We start from the raw sequence: 13,811 nt of genomic DNA, 5'->3' as shown, positions 1-13,811 counted from the left end.
GCCCGACTTTGAAATCGCCCTGCCAAGAAGCGGATTCGGAATGAGTTTGACAATGAGGCGTATCCCGGATTCGCATGGATCGCCGATGGATACACTATCGAGAATTATGTCCCTACTGACATACTCTCCGCAGCTGTAGCAGCCGTTCACTCCCGGACCCTTGCGTGGAAGGGGGAACAGTGGGTCAACCCCTTGGGTGCCTTCTCTCCCGAATGGAAGGGAGCTGTGGACAAGATCCGAATTGTTCGCGCCGTCTGTCGCCTCTGGTCAATTGACAAGATAGACAGAGCGCTTGAGCGCCATATCAAAAAGGTTTTGGATTTCATTAATGACGCAAACGGTCACCCGACGAGGCATTGAGGCGATGCCGTTGCATAGGCCGCTAGAACGGTTGGCATAACCGGCCTCCGTTCGGTCGGATATGTATCAATGATGATTGCCGAATTGTGCTTTTAGGGATCAAGGGCGGCGCTCCGCGCCGCCTCGCGGCCCTGCGCCCGCTCGGCGGCCGGGCGTGCGGCCTGGGGGCCGGTCCCGGCGGCCGGCAGCTCGGGCCGCGTACCCATCGCGTACTTGCTGATCTGCCTCAGGTCTCCCCTCGCGCACGGTGATGCCTACCACTCCACTCAACGAGCGGAAAAGCTCCCAGCCCCACAGCAGCCGCGCATTAGCATCCGAGCATGGACACGCCGCCTGATCTCGACCGTGCGTTGGACGCTCTCTACGCGGCCTTCTCCCGGTACCCGCTTCCCGCCAAGACCGACGTGTGTGACCACTGTGTGTCAGCTGAGCGGGTTCGCGCGGCGCATGCCGCACCACTTCGGATGCTCACTGCATCTGCGCTGGAGCCCTATGCCTGGAATGGCCTGAACACATGGGGAGATGTCGAGGAGTTCAAGCACTACCTGCCCCGGTTAATGGAGCTGCTCATCCTCGAAGAGCTCGACGGCCTGCACGCCCCCTCCTTGATGCTGCGACTCGGCGTCAGGTGGCACAGCTGGAGAAAGACCGAGCAGGAAGCCGTCATCGCCACCATCGACGCATGGTGGCGGCACACCCTGAACCACTATCCACGCGACGTCGACGCCATGACGATGCTCGAGATCATCGCTGACACTCTGGAGCTGGACCTACCTCCCTACCTGGCCGAGTGGGAATCGAACACCACCGAGGCGGCGGCCCGTCACATGGCGTGGCTCATGCACGATTTCACCGTTAGCGTCGCCCACGACACCGAGTGGTATGCGCTCCTGGACAACTGGATCAGGGGCTCAGCGCCTGCGACGATCCTGGAGCGCGGATTCTTCTCCGCCAGCTCACCGGAAGCGGCCCAGAAACTCTCCGACGCGCTTGAGACCCACCGCATCTGGCGCCGATACTGAACCGCCATTAAGTTAAGGCGCCTCCGGCGGGGGCACTCCGACTCCGGGATGCCACGGAGCTGGAGGGCGCGGGCCGCATGTGGCTGAGCCTGGATGCACCGAGCCGATTCTGACCTTATTGCCGTGAAATGAGAGAAGGTGCCCTCCGACCTGGGATGATGGGAGTTCTTCACGCTTCCGTCACCCAAACCGAGAGGACACCTCTCACGTGCAATTGTTCCACGCTCCCGGCAAGACCCATGCGAGCTTCGATGACGAGCACCTCGTCGCCTACGCCGGGCTGGAGCCGGTCATGCGGCTGGCCGAGCGCTGCGACCTGGGCGGACTCATCGACGAGCACGTCGCAATCGCCGACCGGCTCGGCGTCAACGCAGCAGCGAAAATCAGCTCGATCGTGGCCGGGATGGCCGCCGGGGCCGACTCCATCGCCGATCTGGACGCGTTACGGCACGGTGGCATGGACAAGCTGTTTGACGGTATCCGCGCCCCGTCCACCCTCGGCTCGTTCCTGCGCAGCCTGAAGTGGGGAAACGTCCGCCAGATCGAGAAGGTCTCCCGGATGCTGGTGGCCCGGCTGGCCGCGCGCACGCCGCTACTGGCGGGAGCCGGCACGGTGGCGTTCCTGGACGTGGACTCGATGCAGAAACGGACCTACGGATACGCGAAGCAGGGTTCCGGGTTCGGGCACACGAAGATCCAGGGCAAGAGCGTGCTGGTGCGCGGGTTGAACGTGCTGGCCTCGACCTTGTCGACGCCGCTGGCCGCGCCGGTCATCACCGGCACCCGGTTACGCGGCGGGAAAGCAGGCTCAGCCCGTGGCGCGGAATCGTTCGTGGCCGAGTCGATCAGCGCTGCGCGGGCGGTGGGCGCCACTGGCATCCTCCTGGTGCGCGGAGATTCGGCGTTCTATGCGGCGGGCGTGATCGCCGCCTGCCGCCGCGCGGGCGCGCGCTTCTCGGTCACCGCGAAGATGGACCCCAAGATCAAAGCAGCGATCGCCGCCATCGACGGTGACGCCTGGCAGCCGATCGAGTATCCGAACGCGATCTTCGATGAGCAGGCCGGCTGCTGGGTGCCCGACGCTGAGATCGCCGAGACCCGCTATACGGCCTTCGCCTCGAAGAATGGCCGGGCGGTCACGGCACGGCTGATCGTGCGCCGGGTCAAACGGCTCAACCCGCAGGCCGCGGGCGGCCAGGACGAGCTGTTCAGCTCATACCGGTACCACGCGGTCTTCACCGACAGCCCGTTCCACCTGGTCCAGGCCGAGGAACAGCATCGTGACCACGCGATCGTCGAGCAGGTCTTCGCCGATCTGGTCTGCGGCCCGCTCGCGCACCTTCCCTCAGGTGACTTCGCCGCGAACGCCGCGTGGCTGACCTGCGCCGCGATCACCCACAACCTGCTGCGCGCGACCGGCTGCCTGGCCGGTCCCGTCCACGCCAGGGCACGTGGTGCCACGCTCCGCCGCCGGTTGGTTGCTGTCCCCGCCCGCCTGGCCCGGCACGGACACGGTCACATCACTCTCCACCTGCCACGACATTGGCGCTGGCAGGCCGCGTGGATGAACGTCTTCGACGCCGTCCATGATCCACCGCCCGCGCAAGCGGCCTGACCAGCCCGAATGCCCTCGGTCACTGCCCGCACCACCGCGACCCCCACGGCCACCCGCGCCACTCGCGCCACCGGCGCCACCGGCGCATGAACCCCCGCCCCGAGCCTTTGGACACGTGGACAGGCTGCGGCCCGCGCGCAGCGGCTCTCCGATGCCTGGAAACAGCGCTTCACCTGGCGCAACGGCCCTCGCGACCGAATTGGACCAGGAATCGATCACAAGAAATCACGCGGCGCATTCAGGCTGAGGTGGGTGCCCGTGCATCCCTGCTGCCATCGACCCAGGCAAGCCCAGCAGACCGACTCCTACGGCTCAAGCCCGTCTGTGACCCTTGGCGTCCAATTGCCGAGGAACGGCGACCGGCTAACGTACACACGAAGACGGGCTTGCCCCTCCGTCGCCAGCCCGCTGCCGCTGCGCGATGGGTCAACGGCATACGGGATGCGCGGGGGCAAGGTGTGCGCGTCCGCGCAGGTCACGAGCCCGCTCTAGTTGCAGTTCCCCGCCGTCCCAGGCCGTTCCAGGAGCACCGGCGAGCGGTGTTGGTCCAGGTGGAACTGATCGGGACGGCCATGATCCGAGCTGCTAATGCGGTTTGGCGGACATGCCGGAGCAGGTTACCGATTTCTCGCTCGGGCGGGCGCAGAGATCAGGCGAGCGAGGCCGGACGCGACGCGCATGCTTGTAGAGCTTGATCAAGAACTTGGGGTCGCTGCTCGTCATCGTCCTGCCAGCCGTCGGTCTTGAGCCCTTCCAGGAGTGGCAGAAGTTCCGGGTCACCCAGCTCCGCCGCAGCTTCGACGTAGAGGTTGCCCACATCCGGGGTGGCGAGCACGCGTTTCAACGTGGGCAGAACCCGGGGGTCACGCCGTATCGCCAGTGCCACCGCGGCCTCACCAGCCGTATTCGCGCCTGGATCGTCCAGACGCTCGACGAAGGCGTCCCGGATCTCCTTGGTGTCGTTCTCGGCGCGACTGCCCAGCATCATGGTGGCCCAGTCCCGCACCTCGGCATCCGGATCACGCATCAACGCCAGCAGTACCCGCACCGCATCCTCGGGCAGTGGGTCGGCGCCGACTGGAATCCCACGCGCCACCTGCCAGCGGATATCCGCGTCCGGGTCGGCAGCGAAGCGTAAGAGCGGACCCAGGACACGTTCGTCGTCGCAGATGGTGGCGAGTGCATGGGCGGTGGCCGCGCGCACGTGCTTATGTGTCCTGTCCAATGGAAGGGCATCCGCCGCTTCGATCAGGGGCGAAACGTGCCAGCAGAAGTTGAGTGCCTGAACCGCAAGCAGGTCGAATCCGAGCGCCTGCACCCTCTCATCAGGATCAGCCCACCAGGCCTGAGTCAGGGCTATGACCTCTTCAGGGTCAGAGATCGATTCGAACAACCTGTCCATGGCGTCGAAATGCTCTTGAGAGGATGTCTCATCCCAGTCGAGCAGCTCGGCGAGCTGGCTACTGGGGATCGATGGTGTCGGCATGTCCTTCCCTTCTTGGCTGGCAGCGAGGAGAGGGACGGCTCGCAAGGAATACGAGTATGTCGAGGTGACGTCGGAGAAGTCGATCGCATTTCGGGAGCCACCTTGGGAGCCACCTAAGCGGACGATCATAAACTGAGCCGAACGGATCTGAACGACCGGGGTCCTGACGAGCAGCACGGCGAACGAGCTGAATGGTCCTGGAGACCGTTTGGGGACCTACGGATCAGAAGGTGTGCCGTGCCCGTTGCGTGGGACGGCGATCAAGGCGGAATGGCGGGGACTCACGGGGAACGCGATCAGCGGCACGAGCAGCAAGAACGCAGGTCGAGCAAGATCGGCATACGTCTTTGCAAGCAGGAAGTCAGGGGAAAGTGGGCGTCCGCGCCCACGACTTGCCGGAGTATCGCCGGTACATTGAAAACGTGACCAACCCCCCGGCCGCACCCGATCGAGATCCCCACGAGGGCGAAAAGCTCTGGCTGATCTGTTTGGGGCTGCCAATGTGCATCCTCGTCGTGGTGGACAATGCGCTGACGGGCGATGACTGGCTGGACTTCGCCGCATTGCTCACCTGCCTCGTGACCGGGCTCGTGCTCACCGGAGGTGCAATAAGGATCATCCGGGCCAGGCTCCGGAGGTCTCGCTCCACTCCCCGTCGATGACGACCATGAGCAACGCGGGATATACGCGGGATGATCGCGGATCGCCACCAACACGACGGCCGCCAAGATGCAGGCCAGAGGCGATGTGACCACCGTGAAGAATCATCCACTTCTAATCCGACGGTCGCAGGTTCGAATCCTGCAGGGCGCGCAACTCTACACCAGCACAAGAGAGCCTCTGACCTGCGATAACGCGAGTTAGAGGCTCTCTTCACATGTCCGGCTGTCTACGGCTCTCGCTGATCGTTTGCGGGCGTCCACGCCCAATGTCGACGTGCAGGAAGTCGCAGGCCAGGATGCCGGAGGCTTGCGAGGCGAGGAACTGTCGCCAGGTCGGCGGTATCTGGCGTGGCGCGGGGCCGAGGCCGGCTGCGAGGAGGATGCGGCGGATGGTGCCCTCCCCGATCTGATGGCCGAGGCCGAGCAGTTCGCCCCGGATCCGCGGTGCCCCCATCGTGGGTTCTCTCTGGCCAGCCGGATGACCAGCTCACGCAGTTCATCTGGGATCGGCGGATGCCCGGTCGCGTTCGGGTAGGTCCTATGTCGCTCGAATATCGAGTTACGCGGTCTGAGCTTTGGCTGCCCGTCGTGGTGGCATTCGCTGATCACGCAGGTGACGATGAGGGACGTCCTGGATCTGCGATGGAGTCTGCGGGTTGGCCATCACCGAGGCCACAGGTGAGGTTCCGCTCTCCGCAGCGCCCTTGACCGAGGAGATCTTGTACTCGTAGGTGTGTCCCTTCACTACCCAGGTCTGCAGCCAGTTATCCGCCGAGACAGGGTACGGGAGCTTCTGGAATGCCTCGCCGTTGGTCACGTCGCGTGTGTAAATGTAGTAGCCGGCTGCGCCGTACGAATGCGCCCAGTTGAGCTGCACGCCCTCAGGTACGGCACTGGCCGTGATGGTGGCAGGCGCCGTCATCGGCAGCTCGGGCACCGATCCGGGCAGTGCGGGGAAAGCTGGGCCGATGCTGAGCTTGGTGGCGAAAGTGTCGGCGAAGGCCTTGGCAAACTTGAACTCGCCCATTCCGTTCGGGTGTAGTCCGTCCCACGTATCGCGGGCCGGGTCGAATCCCGTGTTTACGTCCACCACGTAGATGGGTGACTGGGAGGTGCTGAGTGCTGCAGCCACTCCTGGCAGCTTGGCCTTGTAGTCGGTGATAGCAGGATTGAGCCAAGCCCAGCCGTCGAGCTCGGTGCGGTTGATTACGTTTGAGACGAGAATCCTGATATTGGGGTCGCGGCGTCTTGATCACCGTGACGCCCAGGCTGGTGAAGACCTCGTCGAAGACGGCGGTGAACTTGGCATCCCGGTCACGAATGAGAAACCGGAATGACCTGGCCCGGCGCCCGTAAGCCATGAGCAGATTTCTCGCCTGCTGAGCTGTCCAGGCGCCGGTGGGATGGGCTGTGACACCCAGGATGTGCACGCGTCGTGTTTCCACCTCCATCTCGAACAACACGTATTGGCGTTTCAGGAAGATCGTGTCGATGTGGAAGAAGTCGCAGGCGAGCAGTCCTTTCGCTTGCAGCCGTAGAAACGTCCGCCAAGAGGTGCCGACGTTTCGTGGCAACGGGTCGTCCGACGAGCACGACGCCGACGAGGGTTCCGTCGGTGGTCTGGACGGCGCTCGCAAACTTGGCACCGGGCGGCGGACCGAGACGCCGGTGGGCCCAGGCGACGAATGCGCGTGCTGTCCGGATCGTGACCGGCGAAATCACCAGCCGCGGGTTCCCCGCCGCTCCGGATTCTGCTCGGCCTCACCGACCCCGACACGAAAGGTCGAACCTGCGCAGGAACGCCTGCCAGAGGTTGTCCACATGAGACGGACAGACGCCGGTGCGGGACGACCGCAGCCACAACGGTTTCGGGTCACGGTCACCGGGCAGGTGCTGCACCGTGAGCCGGATCAGCGTGCCTTCCAGCACGGGCAGGTCGCCGTGGTCCAGCCAGGCAGCCCGGCGGGTCAGGCGGGGATGCAACCGGTCCCACGCCAGGGCGTTCGCGGCGCCGTAGCGGGTCATACCGTGCGCAGGAAGTCGTCCAGCACGTCGACGCCGCTGCGCAGGGACGCGATCGGCACGCGTTCGTCGACGCCGTGCATGCCGGCTGGTGTGCGGCCGTCGGGGTCCTCACCGAGCGGGGCGAAGCCGAAGCCCGCCATCCCCAGCTCGGCGAACGGCTTGGCGTCGGTGCCACCGCCCATACAGAACGGGACGATCACGCCGTCCGGGTCGTGGCGCAGGACCGACGCGGCCATCGCGTCGTACCAGGCGTTGTCCCAGCCGGCCCCGATCGCGGGGCGGTAGGACAGGAATGACCGGGTGACGGACGGTCCCAGCAACTCGTCGATGATGGCGAGCTGTTCGTCCTCGGTGCCGGGCAGTGAGCGTACGTCGATCTCGGCGTGCGCCTCGCCTGGTACCACGTTGAACTTGTAGCCCGCGTCGAGCACGGTGACGTTCGTCGAGCAGCGCAGCGACGGCTCGACGTACTCGCGCAGCGGCCCGATCCGGTCGAGGACGGCCTCGACGCCCTCGTCGGAGGAGAGGTCGGCGTCGAGGCCGAGGGTCTGCACGGCGGTGTCGAGCAGCCGGCGCACCGGTGGCGTCAGCGTCAGCGGCCACCGGTGCGCCGAGATCCGGGCCAGGCCGGTCACCAGGCGGGCGACGGGGTTGTCCGGGTTCGGGCGTGACCCGTGGCCCTCCGTACCGGTCGCGCGGACGCGCATGTGGAGGGAGCCACGCTCGGCGACAGCGATCGGGTAGAACCGCCGTACCGTCCCGTCGGGCGCCCGTACCGGCACGGGCCGCCCGCCCGACTCGCCGACGGCGGCGGTGACCCCGGCGAAGAGCTCGGGTCGGTTGCGTACCAGCCACTCGGCGCCGAGGGCACCGTCCTCCTCCTCGTCCGCGACGAAGGCGAAGACCATGTCGCGGCGTGGTCCGGTCGCGTCGGCCGCCCACCGCAGCAGGGTGGCGAGCATCATCGCGACCGTGTCCTTCATGTCGGTCGCGCCGCGGCCCCACACGTACCCGTCCGCCACCCGGCCCTCGAACGGCGCCACCGTCCACCGCTCCGGCTCGGCGGGGACGACGTCGAGATGCCCGTGGACGAGCAGGCCGGGCAGCAACCGGTCGGCGCCCGGGACCCGGAGAACGACGTTGGCCCGGGTCGGCTCGGACTCGATGATTTCGGGGTCGTACCCCGCCCCGCGTAGGAGACTGGCGACGTACTCGGCCGCGGCCAGCTCGCCCTTGCTGCCCGCCTTGCCGTAGTTGCTGGTGTCGATCGCGATGAGGTCGGAGCAGATCGTCACGACGTCCGGGTGGTCTGTCATCGTTCTCCTGTCTTGGCTGGGTAGGTGATCAGGTAGCCGTGCCGCCGGTCGAAGGCGGCGATCTCGGCGCCGCCGGCCAGGGCCCCGGCCAGCACGTCCCGTACGTGGGCACGCCAGGCCCGCGCGAGGAGGGGGTTCTCGACCCGGACCCGTTCGATGTCCTCGGGGACCGGGACGAAGGCGGGCCCGCCGGTCCACGGCACCACCCGGAGCGCGTCGTCGCGGACCGTGATCAGCGGCCGATGGTCGCCCTCGGGCGGCCCGACGGCGGCGGGGGAGAGCAGGTCCCACTCGACGAACAGCCGGTCGCTGGCCTCGCCGCGGTTGAGCCCGTCGTGCATCGGGCCGTAGCAGTCGGGCAGGTAGTCCGTCGCCCGGGCGCCGAGCTTGACCAGGTTGAAGTACGCGTTGCGACGGACCAGGGGGTCGAACGTCCAGGTGATCGAGCCGATGCCGCGGCCCAGCGCCCAGTCGCGCTGGTGGCACTTGAGCAGGTAGCCGATCTGCTGGGCGCGGTACTTCGCCTCGACCCCGGTGATGTGGCTGTGCAGGGATCCGTTGTGCGGCGCGAGGAACCCGACCGCGGCGCCGGCCAGATGCTCCCCGACGAATGCGACGGCGACGTAGTTGCCGGTCATGCTGAAGGCGCGCAGCAACGCGACGGTGATCTGGCTGGAGTCGGGCGCGCCGTCCCAGACCCGGTTGAAGAGGGCGGCGATCGCCTCGAGGTCGGCGAGCCCGGCCGCCTCGCGGACTGACACTCCGTGCTCCGGCGTCATCGCCTGGCCTCGCCGAGCAGGTCGGCGAGCAGCCCGGTCAGCAGGGCGAGACGGTCGCCGAGCCGAGCCACGTCGACCCACTCGTGGCGGGCGTGCGCCCCGCCGCCCACCGCGCCCAGGCCGTCCAGGGTCGGCACCCCGGCAGCGGCCGTGAGGTTGCCGTCCGATCCGCCGCCGACCGCGACGCCGGCGAGCGGGCCGATGCCCAGCCGATCCGCCACGGCGCGGGCCCGCTCGAACAGCCCGGCCGTCATCGTGGCATCGAGCGGCGGACGGTCGATGCCACCCTCCATCTCGACGGTGACGTCACCGTTCGCCGGCGCCAGGCCGCGGATTGCGGCGTCGACCCGCCGCAGCTCCTCGGTGGTCCGGGCGCGAACGTCGATCGTCAGCGTGGCCCGGTCCGGCACCGTGTTGACGGCCGTACCGGCGGAAGCCATCGTCGGCGTCACGCTGGTCCCCGCCGCGTCGTCGGCCAGCGCGGCGACGGCGCCGACGGCGGCGCCCAGTGTGATCAGCGCGTTCGCGCCCAGGTGAGGTTCCAGGCCGGCGTGGGCCGCGCGTCCGGCGAAGGTCAGCTCGTAGTGGGCACGGCCCTTGCGCTCAGTCTTCAGGGCGCCGGAGTCGTCGCCGGCCTCCAGTACCAGGGCCGCAGCGCAGCCCCTGGCCTCATCCTCGATCAGCTCGCGGGAGGTCGGAGAGCCGAGCTCCTCGTCGCCGGTGACCAGCAGGGTGACCCCGGATGGGTCGTCGAGCGCGGCGATGGCGTGGAAGGCGAGGGCGAGGCCCACCTTCATGTCCAGGCACCCGGGCCCGCGGATCCGGTCGCCGGCCGTGCAGGGGATCGTGTCGATCGTGCCCAGCGGCCAGACGGTGTCGTGGTGCCCCAGCACGAGCACGCGAGGTGGTTCCTTTCCCCACCGCCAGCGCAGGTGGGTGCGGCCGGCGGTGACGATCGGCTCGGCGGGGCGGCCCAGGATCTCTTCGCCGACCCGCGCGACGCAGTCGGCGCTGCGGGCGACCGCGGCGAGGTCGGTGGAGGGTGACTCGCAGCAGATCATCCGGACCGACGCCGCGACGACGCCGGCGACCCGGGAGCGGGAGCCAACGGACGGTGCGTTCATGGGTTTTCCTCCGGCGCTTTGGACGGCGCCGCCAACGTTTCATCGGGTGCGGTGGCGACTCTTGTGGCCCGACATGAAAGGCGGTCCCGAGGTTGGGTGTTCGACACCGACGGCGGCCGGCGCCGCCGGTTAGCTTGCTCAAACGAGACGGGTCGCAGCGGGCGGCCCGCGTGTTCAGGAGGACCAGGTGACGGAACGGGTGGCGGACGTGGTCGTCGTGCCGGTCGGGACCGATGGGGCGGTGCCGGCCCCGGTCGCCGGCTTCCTCGCGGAGGCCGGCATTGATGTTGACGTGCACGCGATCGGGGCTCGCCTCGGCCCGGCCGAGCCCGGCGACGTGGCCCGGGTCCCCATCCTCGACGGCCCCGACCTCGTCTACGTGACCGTCGGTGATCCCCGGCCGGGTCTGGCGTTCGACCACGTGCGGGCGGCCGCGATGGCGGCGGCCCGGCACTGCGGATCCGCGCCGGCGGTGCTCGACGCGATCGGGTGCTGGGAGGCCGACCCGGATTGCGCGGTCGCCGCGGCGGAGGGCTGGACCCTCGGCACGTACCGATACCGCCCCGACTGGACCGTCGCCGACCTGCTCGCCCGGCTCGACCCCGGTCCGCGTCGGCACGGGGGACCGGAGCATGCCGTACGGGAAGGGGTCGCGCTCGGCGCGGCCGCCAACCTCGCTCGGGACCTGATCAACACGCCGCCCGGCCAACTCGTCCCGGCGCGGCTGGCGACCGTGTGCCAGGAACTCGGCGAGGCGCTCGGGTTCGAGGTACGCGTACACGACGCCGTGACGCTGGAGCGCGAGCAATTCGGCGGCATCGCCGGCGTGGGCCGGGGAAGCGTGCATCCGCCGTGCCTGATCGAGCTGCGACGCGGAGGCGACGGCCCGCACACGGCGCTCGTCGGCAAGGGCATCACCTTCGACGCGGGCGGCCTGTCGCTCAAGCCCACCCGGGGCATGCTCACCATGAAGGCGGACATGGCCGGCGCCGCCGCCGTTCTCGGCGCCCTCGTCGCGCTGGCCCGCCTGGGCTCCGACGCGCCGGTGCGGGCCTATCTGCCGTGCGCCGAGAACATGCCGGGCCCGGACGCGGTCCGGATCGGGGACGTCCTGCGCCATCGCGGTGGCCGGACCGTCGAGGTGACCAACGCCGACTGCGAGGGACGGCTCGTGGTCGCGGACGCCATGGCGTACGCCGTGGAGGCCAGCCCTGCCGCGATCGTCGACCTGGCGACGCTGACCTCGGCCACCGGCCTCGGCCCCGACATGTGGGCCGGTTTCGGCACCGACGACGCCCTGCTGGCGCGGGTGCTGGCCGCCGGCGGCGCGGCCGGTGAGCCCGGGTGGGCGATGCCGATGTGGGAGCCCTACCGGGCCACCCTCGCCTCCGACGTGGCGGACACCCGGAACTTCGACCCGGACGCGCCCCAGCCGTACGGCGCCATCACCGCGGCGCTGTACCTCGAGCCGTTCGCGTCCGACGTGCCGTGGGCGCACCTCGACCTCGGGCTCACGGTGATGCGCCCGGCCGCCGACGCCCGGTGGGCCGCAGGCGCCAACGGCCGCGGGGTGCGCCTGCTCACCCGCTACCTGACCGCCGGCGCGCCGGCACTGGAGGAGGACGCATGAGCGTCGTGGACGGTCCCTGGTTCGACGACCTCGCCGTCGGCGACACCTTCACCGCGCCGGCCGTCACGCTGGATGCCGGGCTCCATGCCCAGCACCGGGCGATCCTCGGCGACCGGCTCCGGCTCTGCCTCGACGAGACGCTCGCCGAGCGGGTCACCGGACGTCCCGGCCTCGCGCATCCCGGCGTGGTCTGGGACGTGGCCGTCGGCCAGTCGAGCGTCGTGACCCGCCAGGTGGTGGCGAACCTCTTCTACCGGGGGCTGCGGCCGCGGGCGACGCCGTACCTCGGCGACACCCTCGTTACCTCGACCGAGGTCGTCGCTCTCCGCCGGGTCCGGTCCCGGCCCGACCGGCCCGAGCGCGGCAAGGCGGTGCTGAGCATCGTGACCCGGGACCAGACCGGACGTGTCATCCTCGCTTTCGACCGGTGCGCGCTGCTGCCCTGCCGCGACGGGTCCGGACCGGCCCCGGAGGCGGACCCCCACGCCGACGGCCTTTTCACCGCACCGTCCGTGCCGGACGTGGCGACGGCCCCCGACTGGCTCGCGCAGTGGTCGCTCAAGCCGCTGGCGCCCTCGCCCGGCGGTCCGCCTGCGGCTGGCGACACCTTCGAGCTAGCGGCCGGCGACGTCGTCTCGAGCGCGCCGGAACTGGCGCGGCTCACCGTCAACATCGCGGCGGTGCACCACGACGCGGACGCCGCCGGCGGCCGCCGGCTCGTCTACGGCGGGCACACGATCGGGCTCGCGCTCAGCCAGACCTGCCGGATGGTCCCGGGGCTGGTGACCGTGACCGAGTGGTTCGCGTGCGACCACATCGCGCCCGTCTTCGAAGGCGACACGGTGCGCAGCCGCGTCACGGTGCGGGGCGTCACGCCCTACCGGGACGGCACCGCGATCGCCGTGCTCAACACCCAGACGTCGGTGGCCGGTCGCGGAGCCGTCCTCGACTGGACCTTCGCGGCGCTGGTCGCATGAGCACCGTACGAGGCCCGGCCTGGCTCTTCGTCCCGGGCGACCGCCCTGAGCGCTTCGCGAAGGCCGCGAGCGCCGCCGACCAGATCATCTGCGATCTGGAGGACGCCGTGGCGCTGACTGCCAAGCCGGCGGCCCGGGACCACGTCGCGGGCTGGCTCGCCGTCGGCGGATCCGCCTGGGTACGGGTGAACCCGGCAGGATCACCGTGGCATGCGGACGATCTGCGCGCGCTGGTCGGCTGCGCGGGCCTGCGGGGCGTGGTCGTGCCCAAGGCCGAGTCGGCGGCGGACCTGCAACGCGTGTGCGACCTGCTCCCGGTGCCGTCGGCGGCCCTCGTCGAGTCCGCCGCCGGCGTCGAGCGAGTCGCCGAGATGCTCGCCGTCGAGCGGGTGGAGCGGCTCATGCTGGGCACTGTCGACCTCGCCCTCGATCTCGGCTGCGAGCAGGAGTCCGACGTCGTCAGGCAGGTCCGGAGCCGGCTGGTTCTGGAGTCCCGCGCGGCTGGGAAGCCCGCGCCGGTGGACGGGGTGACCATGGCGCTGCGGGACTACGACGCCACGTTCGCCGACGCCGGGCGAGCGCGCCGCGAGGGCTACGCGGGCAAGCTCGCAGTCCATCCGGTCCAGGCCGGCGCGATCCGGTCCGCCTTCGCGCCGTCGCCGGAGGAGGTGTCCTGGGCGCGCGAGGTGATCGCGGCGGCCGGGCAGGGTGCGGTCGCCGTCGGGGGCGTCATGGTCGACGCCCCGGTCGTCGAGCGCGCGCGCCGGATTTTGGCCGGCTCGGCCATCGATGAGAAAAGGGGAACTGGGGACTGA

The 13,811-nt window shown here is 69.2% G+C and carries 13 protein-coding genes; 6 read left to right on the top strand and 7 right to left on the bottom strand.

Features of this window, described 5'->3' with window-relative positions:
* Positions 1-680: 680 nt before the first annotated feature.
* Both AWQ71_RS39165 and AWQ71_RS39160 read left to right on the top strand, forming a co-directional pair.
* On the top strand, positions 681-1,382 hold the full coding sequence (locus tag AWQ71_RS39165; RefSeq protein WP_157570873.1) for a hypothetical protein: 702 nt from the start codon (positions 681-683) through the stop codon (positions 1,380-1,382).
* Between the two features lie 208 nt (positions 1,383-1,590).
* A complete protein-coding gene (locus AWQ71_RS39160) occupies positions 1,591-2,997 on the top strand; it encodes an IS1380 family transposase (protein WP_067144155.1) in 1,407 nt (468 codons plus the stop codon).
* 649 nt (positions 2,998-3,646) lie between these two features.
* Here AWQ71_RS39160 and AWQ71_RS39155 read toward each other — a convergent pair.
* Positions 3,647-4,483 carry a HEAT repeat domain-containing protein gene (locus AWQ71_RS39155; protein WP_169806739.1) on the bottom strand — a complete coding sequence of 279 codons (837 nt, stop codon included), beginning with the start codon at positions 4,481-4,483 and terminating at the stop codon, positions 3,647-3,649.
* 422 nt (positions 4,484-4,905) lie between these two features.
* On the opposite strand from AWQ71_RS39155, the gene AWQ71_RS39150 reads away from it, so the two are divergent.
* A complete protein-coding gene (locus AWQ71_RS39150) occupies positions 4,906-5,145 on the top strand; it encodes a hypothetical protein (RefSeq protein WP_157570872.1) in 240 nt (79 codons plus the stop codon).
* Between the two features lie 211 nt (positions 5,146-5,356).
* On the opposite strand, the gene AWQ71_RS39145 is transcribed toward AWQ71_RS39150, so the two are convergent.
* From AWQ71_RS39145 to AWQ71_RS39120, 6 genes are all read right to left on the bottom strand, one after another.
* Complete coding sequence (locus AWQ71_RS39145; RefSeq protein WP_067144149.1) at positions 5,357-5,599, bottom strand: hypothetical protein; 243 nt, start codon at positions 5,597-5,599, stop codon at positions 5,357-5,359.
* Positions 5,600-5,704: 105 nt separating this feature from the next.
* Positions 5,705-6,277: an SGNH/GDSL hydrolase family protein gene (locus AWQ71_RS42960; protein WP_169806734.1), complete on the bottom strand. Its 573-nt coding sequence runs from the start codon at positions 6,275-6,277 to the stop codon at positions 5,705-5,707.
* A 629-nt stretch (positions 6,278-6,906) separates the two neighbouring features.
* Positions 6,907-7,170 (bottom strand): hypothetical protein, encoded by a 264-nt coding sequence (locus tag AWQ71_RS39135; protein WP_067144145.1) that lies wholly within the window; start codon positions 7,168-7,170, stop codon positions 6,907-6,909.
* Entirely contained in the window at positions 7,167-8,486 is a 1,320-nt protein-coding gene (locus AWQ71_RS39130; protein WP_067144143.1) for a M20/M25/M40 family metallo-hydrolase, read from the bottom strand. Before AWQ71_RS39130 ends, AWQ71_RS39135 begins: the two co-directional genes overlap by 4 nt.
* Positions 8,483-9,247, bottom strand: a complete 765-nt coding sequence (locus AWQ71_RS39125) for a GNAT family N-acetyltransferase (protein ID WP_245658967.1) — start codon at positions 9,245-9,247, stop codon at positions 8,483-8,485. The genes AWQ71_RS39130 and AWQ71_RS39125 overlap by 4 nt, the downstream gene beginning before the upstream one ends.
* Positions 9,248-9,261: 14 nt before the next feature.
* Positions 9,262-10,389 (bottom strand): M20/M25/M40 family metallo-hydrolase, encoded by a 1,128-nt coding sequence (locus AWQ71_RS39120; protein ID WP_067144139.1) that lies wholly within the window; start codon positions 10,387-10,389, stop codon positions 9,262-9,264.
* Positions 10,390-10,576: 187 nt separating this feature from the next.
* Between AWQ71_RS39120 and AWQ71_RS39115 the strand changes: the two genes are divergently transcribed.
* Genes AWQ71_RS39115 through AWQ71_RS39105 form a run of 3 tightly spaced genes read left to right on the top strand, consistent with a single transcriptional unit; the run spans position 10,577 to position 13,811 of the window.
* Entirely contained in the window at positions 10,577-12,019 is a 1,443-nt protein-coding gene (locus AWQ71_RS39115) for a leucyl aminopeptidase family protein (protein ID WP_067144137.1), read from the top strand.
* Complete coding sequence (locus AWQ71_RS39110) at positions 12,016-12,996, top strand: MaoC family dehydratase (protein WP_067144135.1); 981 nt, start codon at positions 12,016-12,018, stop codon at positions 12,994-12,996. The genes AWQ71_RS39115 and AWQ71_RS39110 overlap by 4 nt, the downstream gene beginning before the upstream one ends.
* On the top strand, positions 12,993-13,811 hold the full coding sequence (locus AWQ71_RS39105; protein WP_067144133.1) for an HpcH/HpaI aldolase/citrate lyase family protein: 819 nt from the start codon (positions 12,993-12,995) through the stop codon (positions 13,809-13,811). The genes AWQ71_RS39110 and AWQ71_RS39105 overlap by 4 nt, the downstream gene beginning before the upstream one ends.

It is taken from the genome of Microtetraspora malaysiensis (genome assembly GCF_001528665.1).
GTDB lineage: Bacteria > Actinomycetota > Actinomycetes > Streptosporangiales > Streptosporangiaceae > Microtetraspora_A > Microtetraspora_A malaysiensis.
The sequence above is the reverse complement of the archived record's forward strand: the minus strand, read 5'-3'. Positions and strand labels throughout refer to the sequence as shown.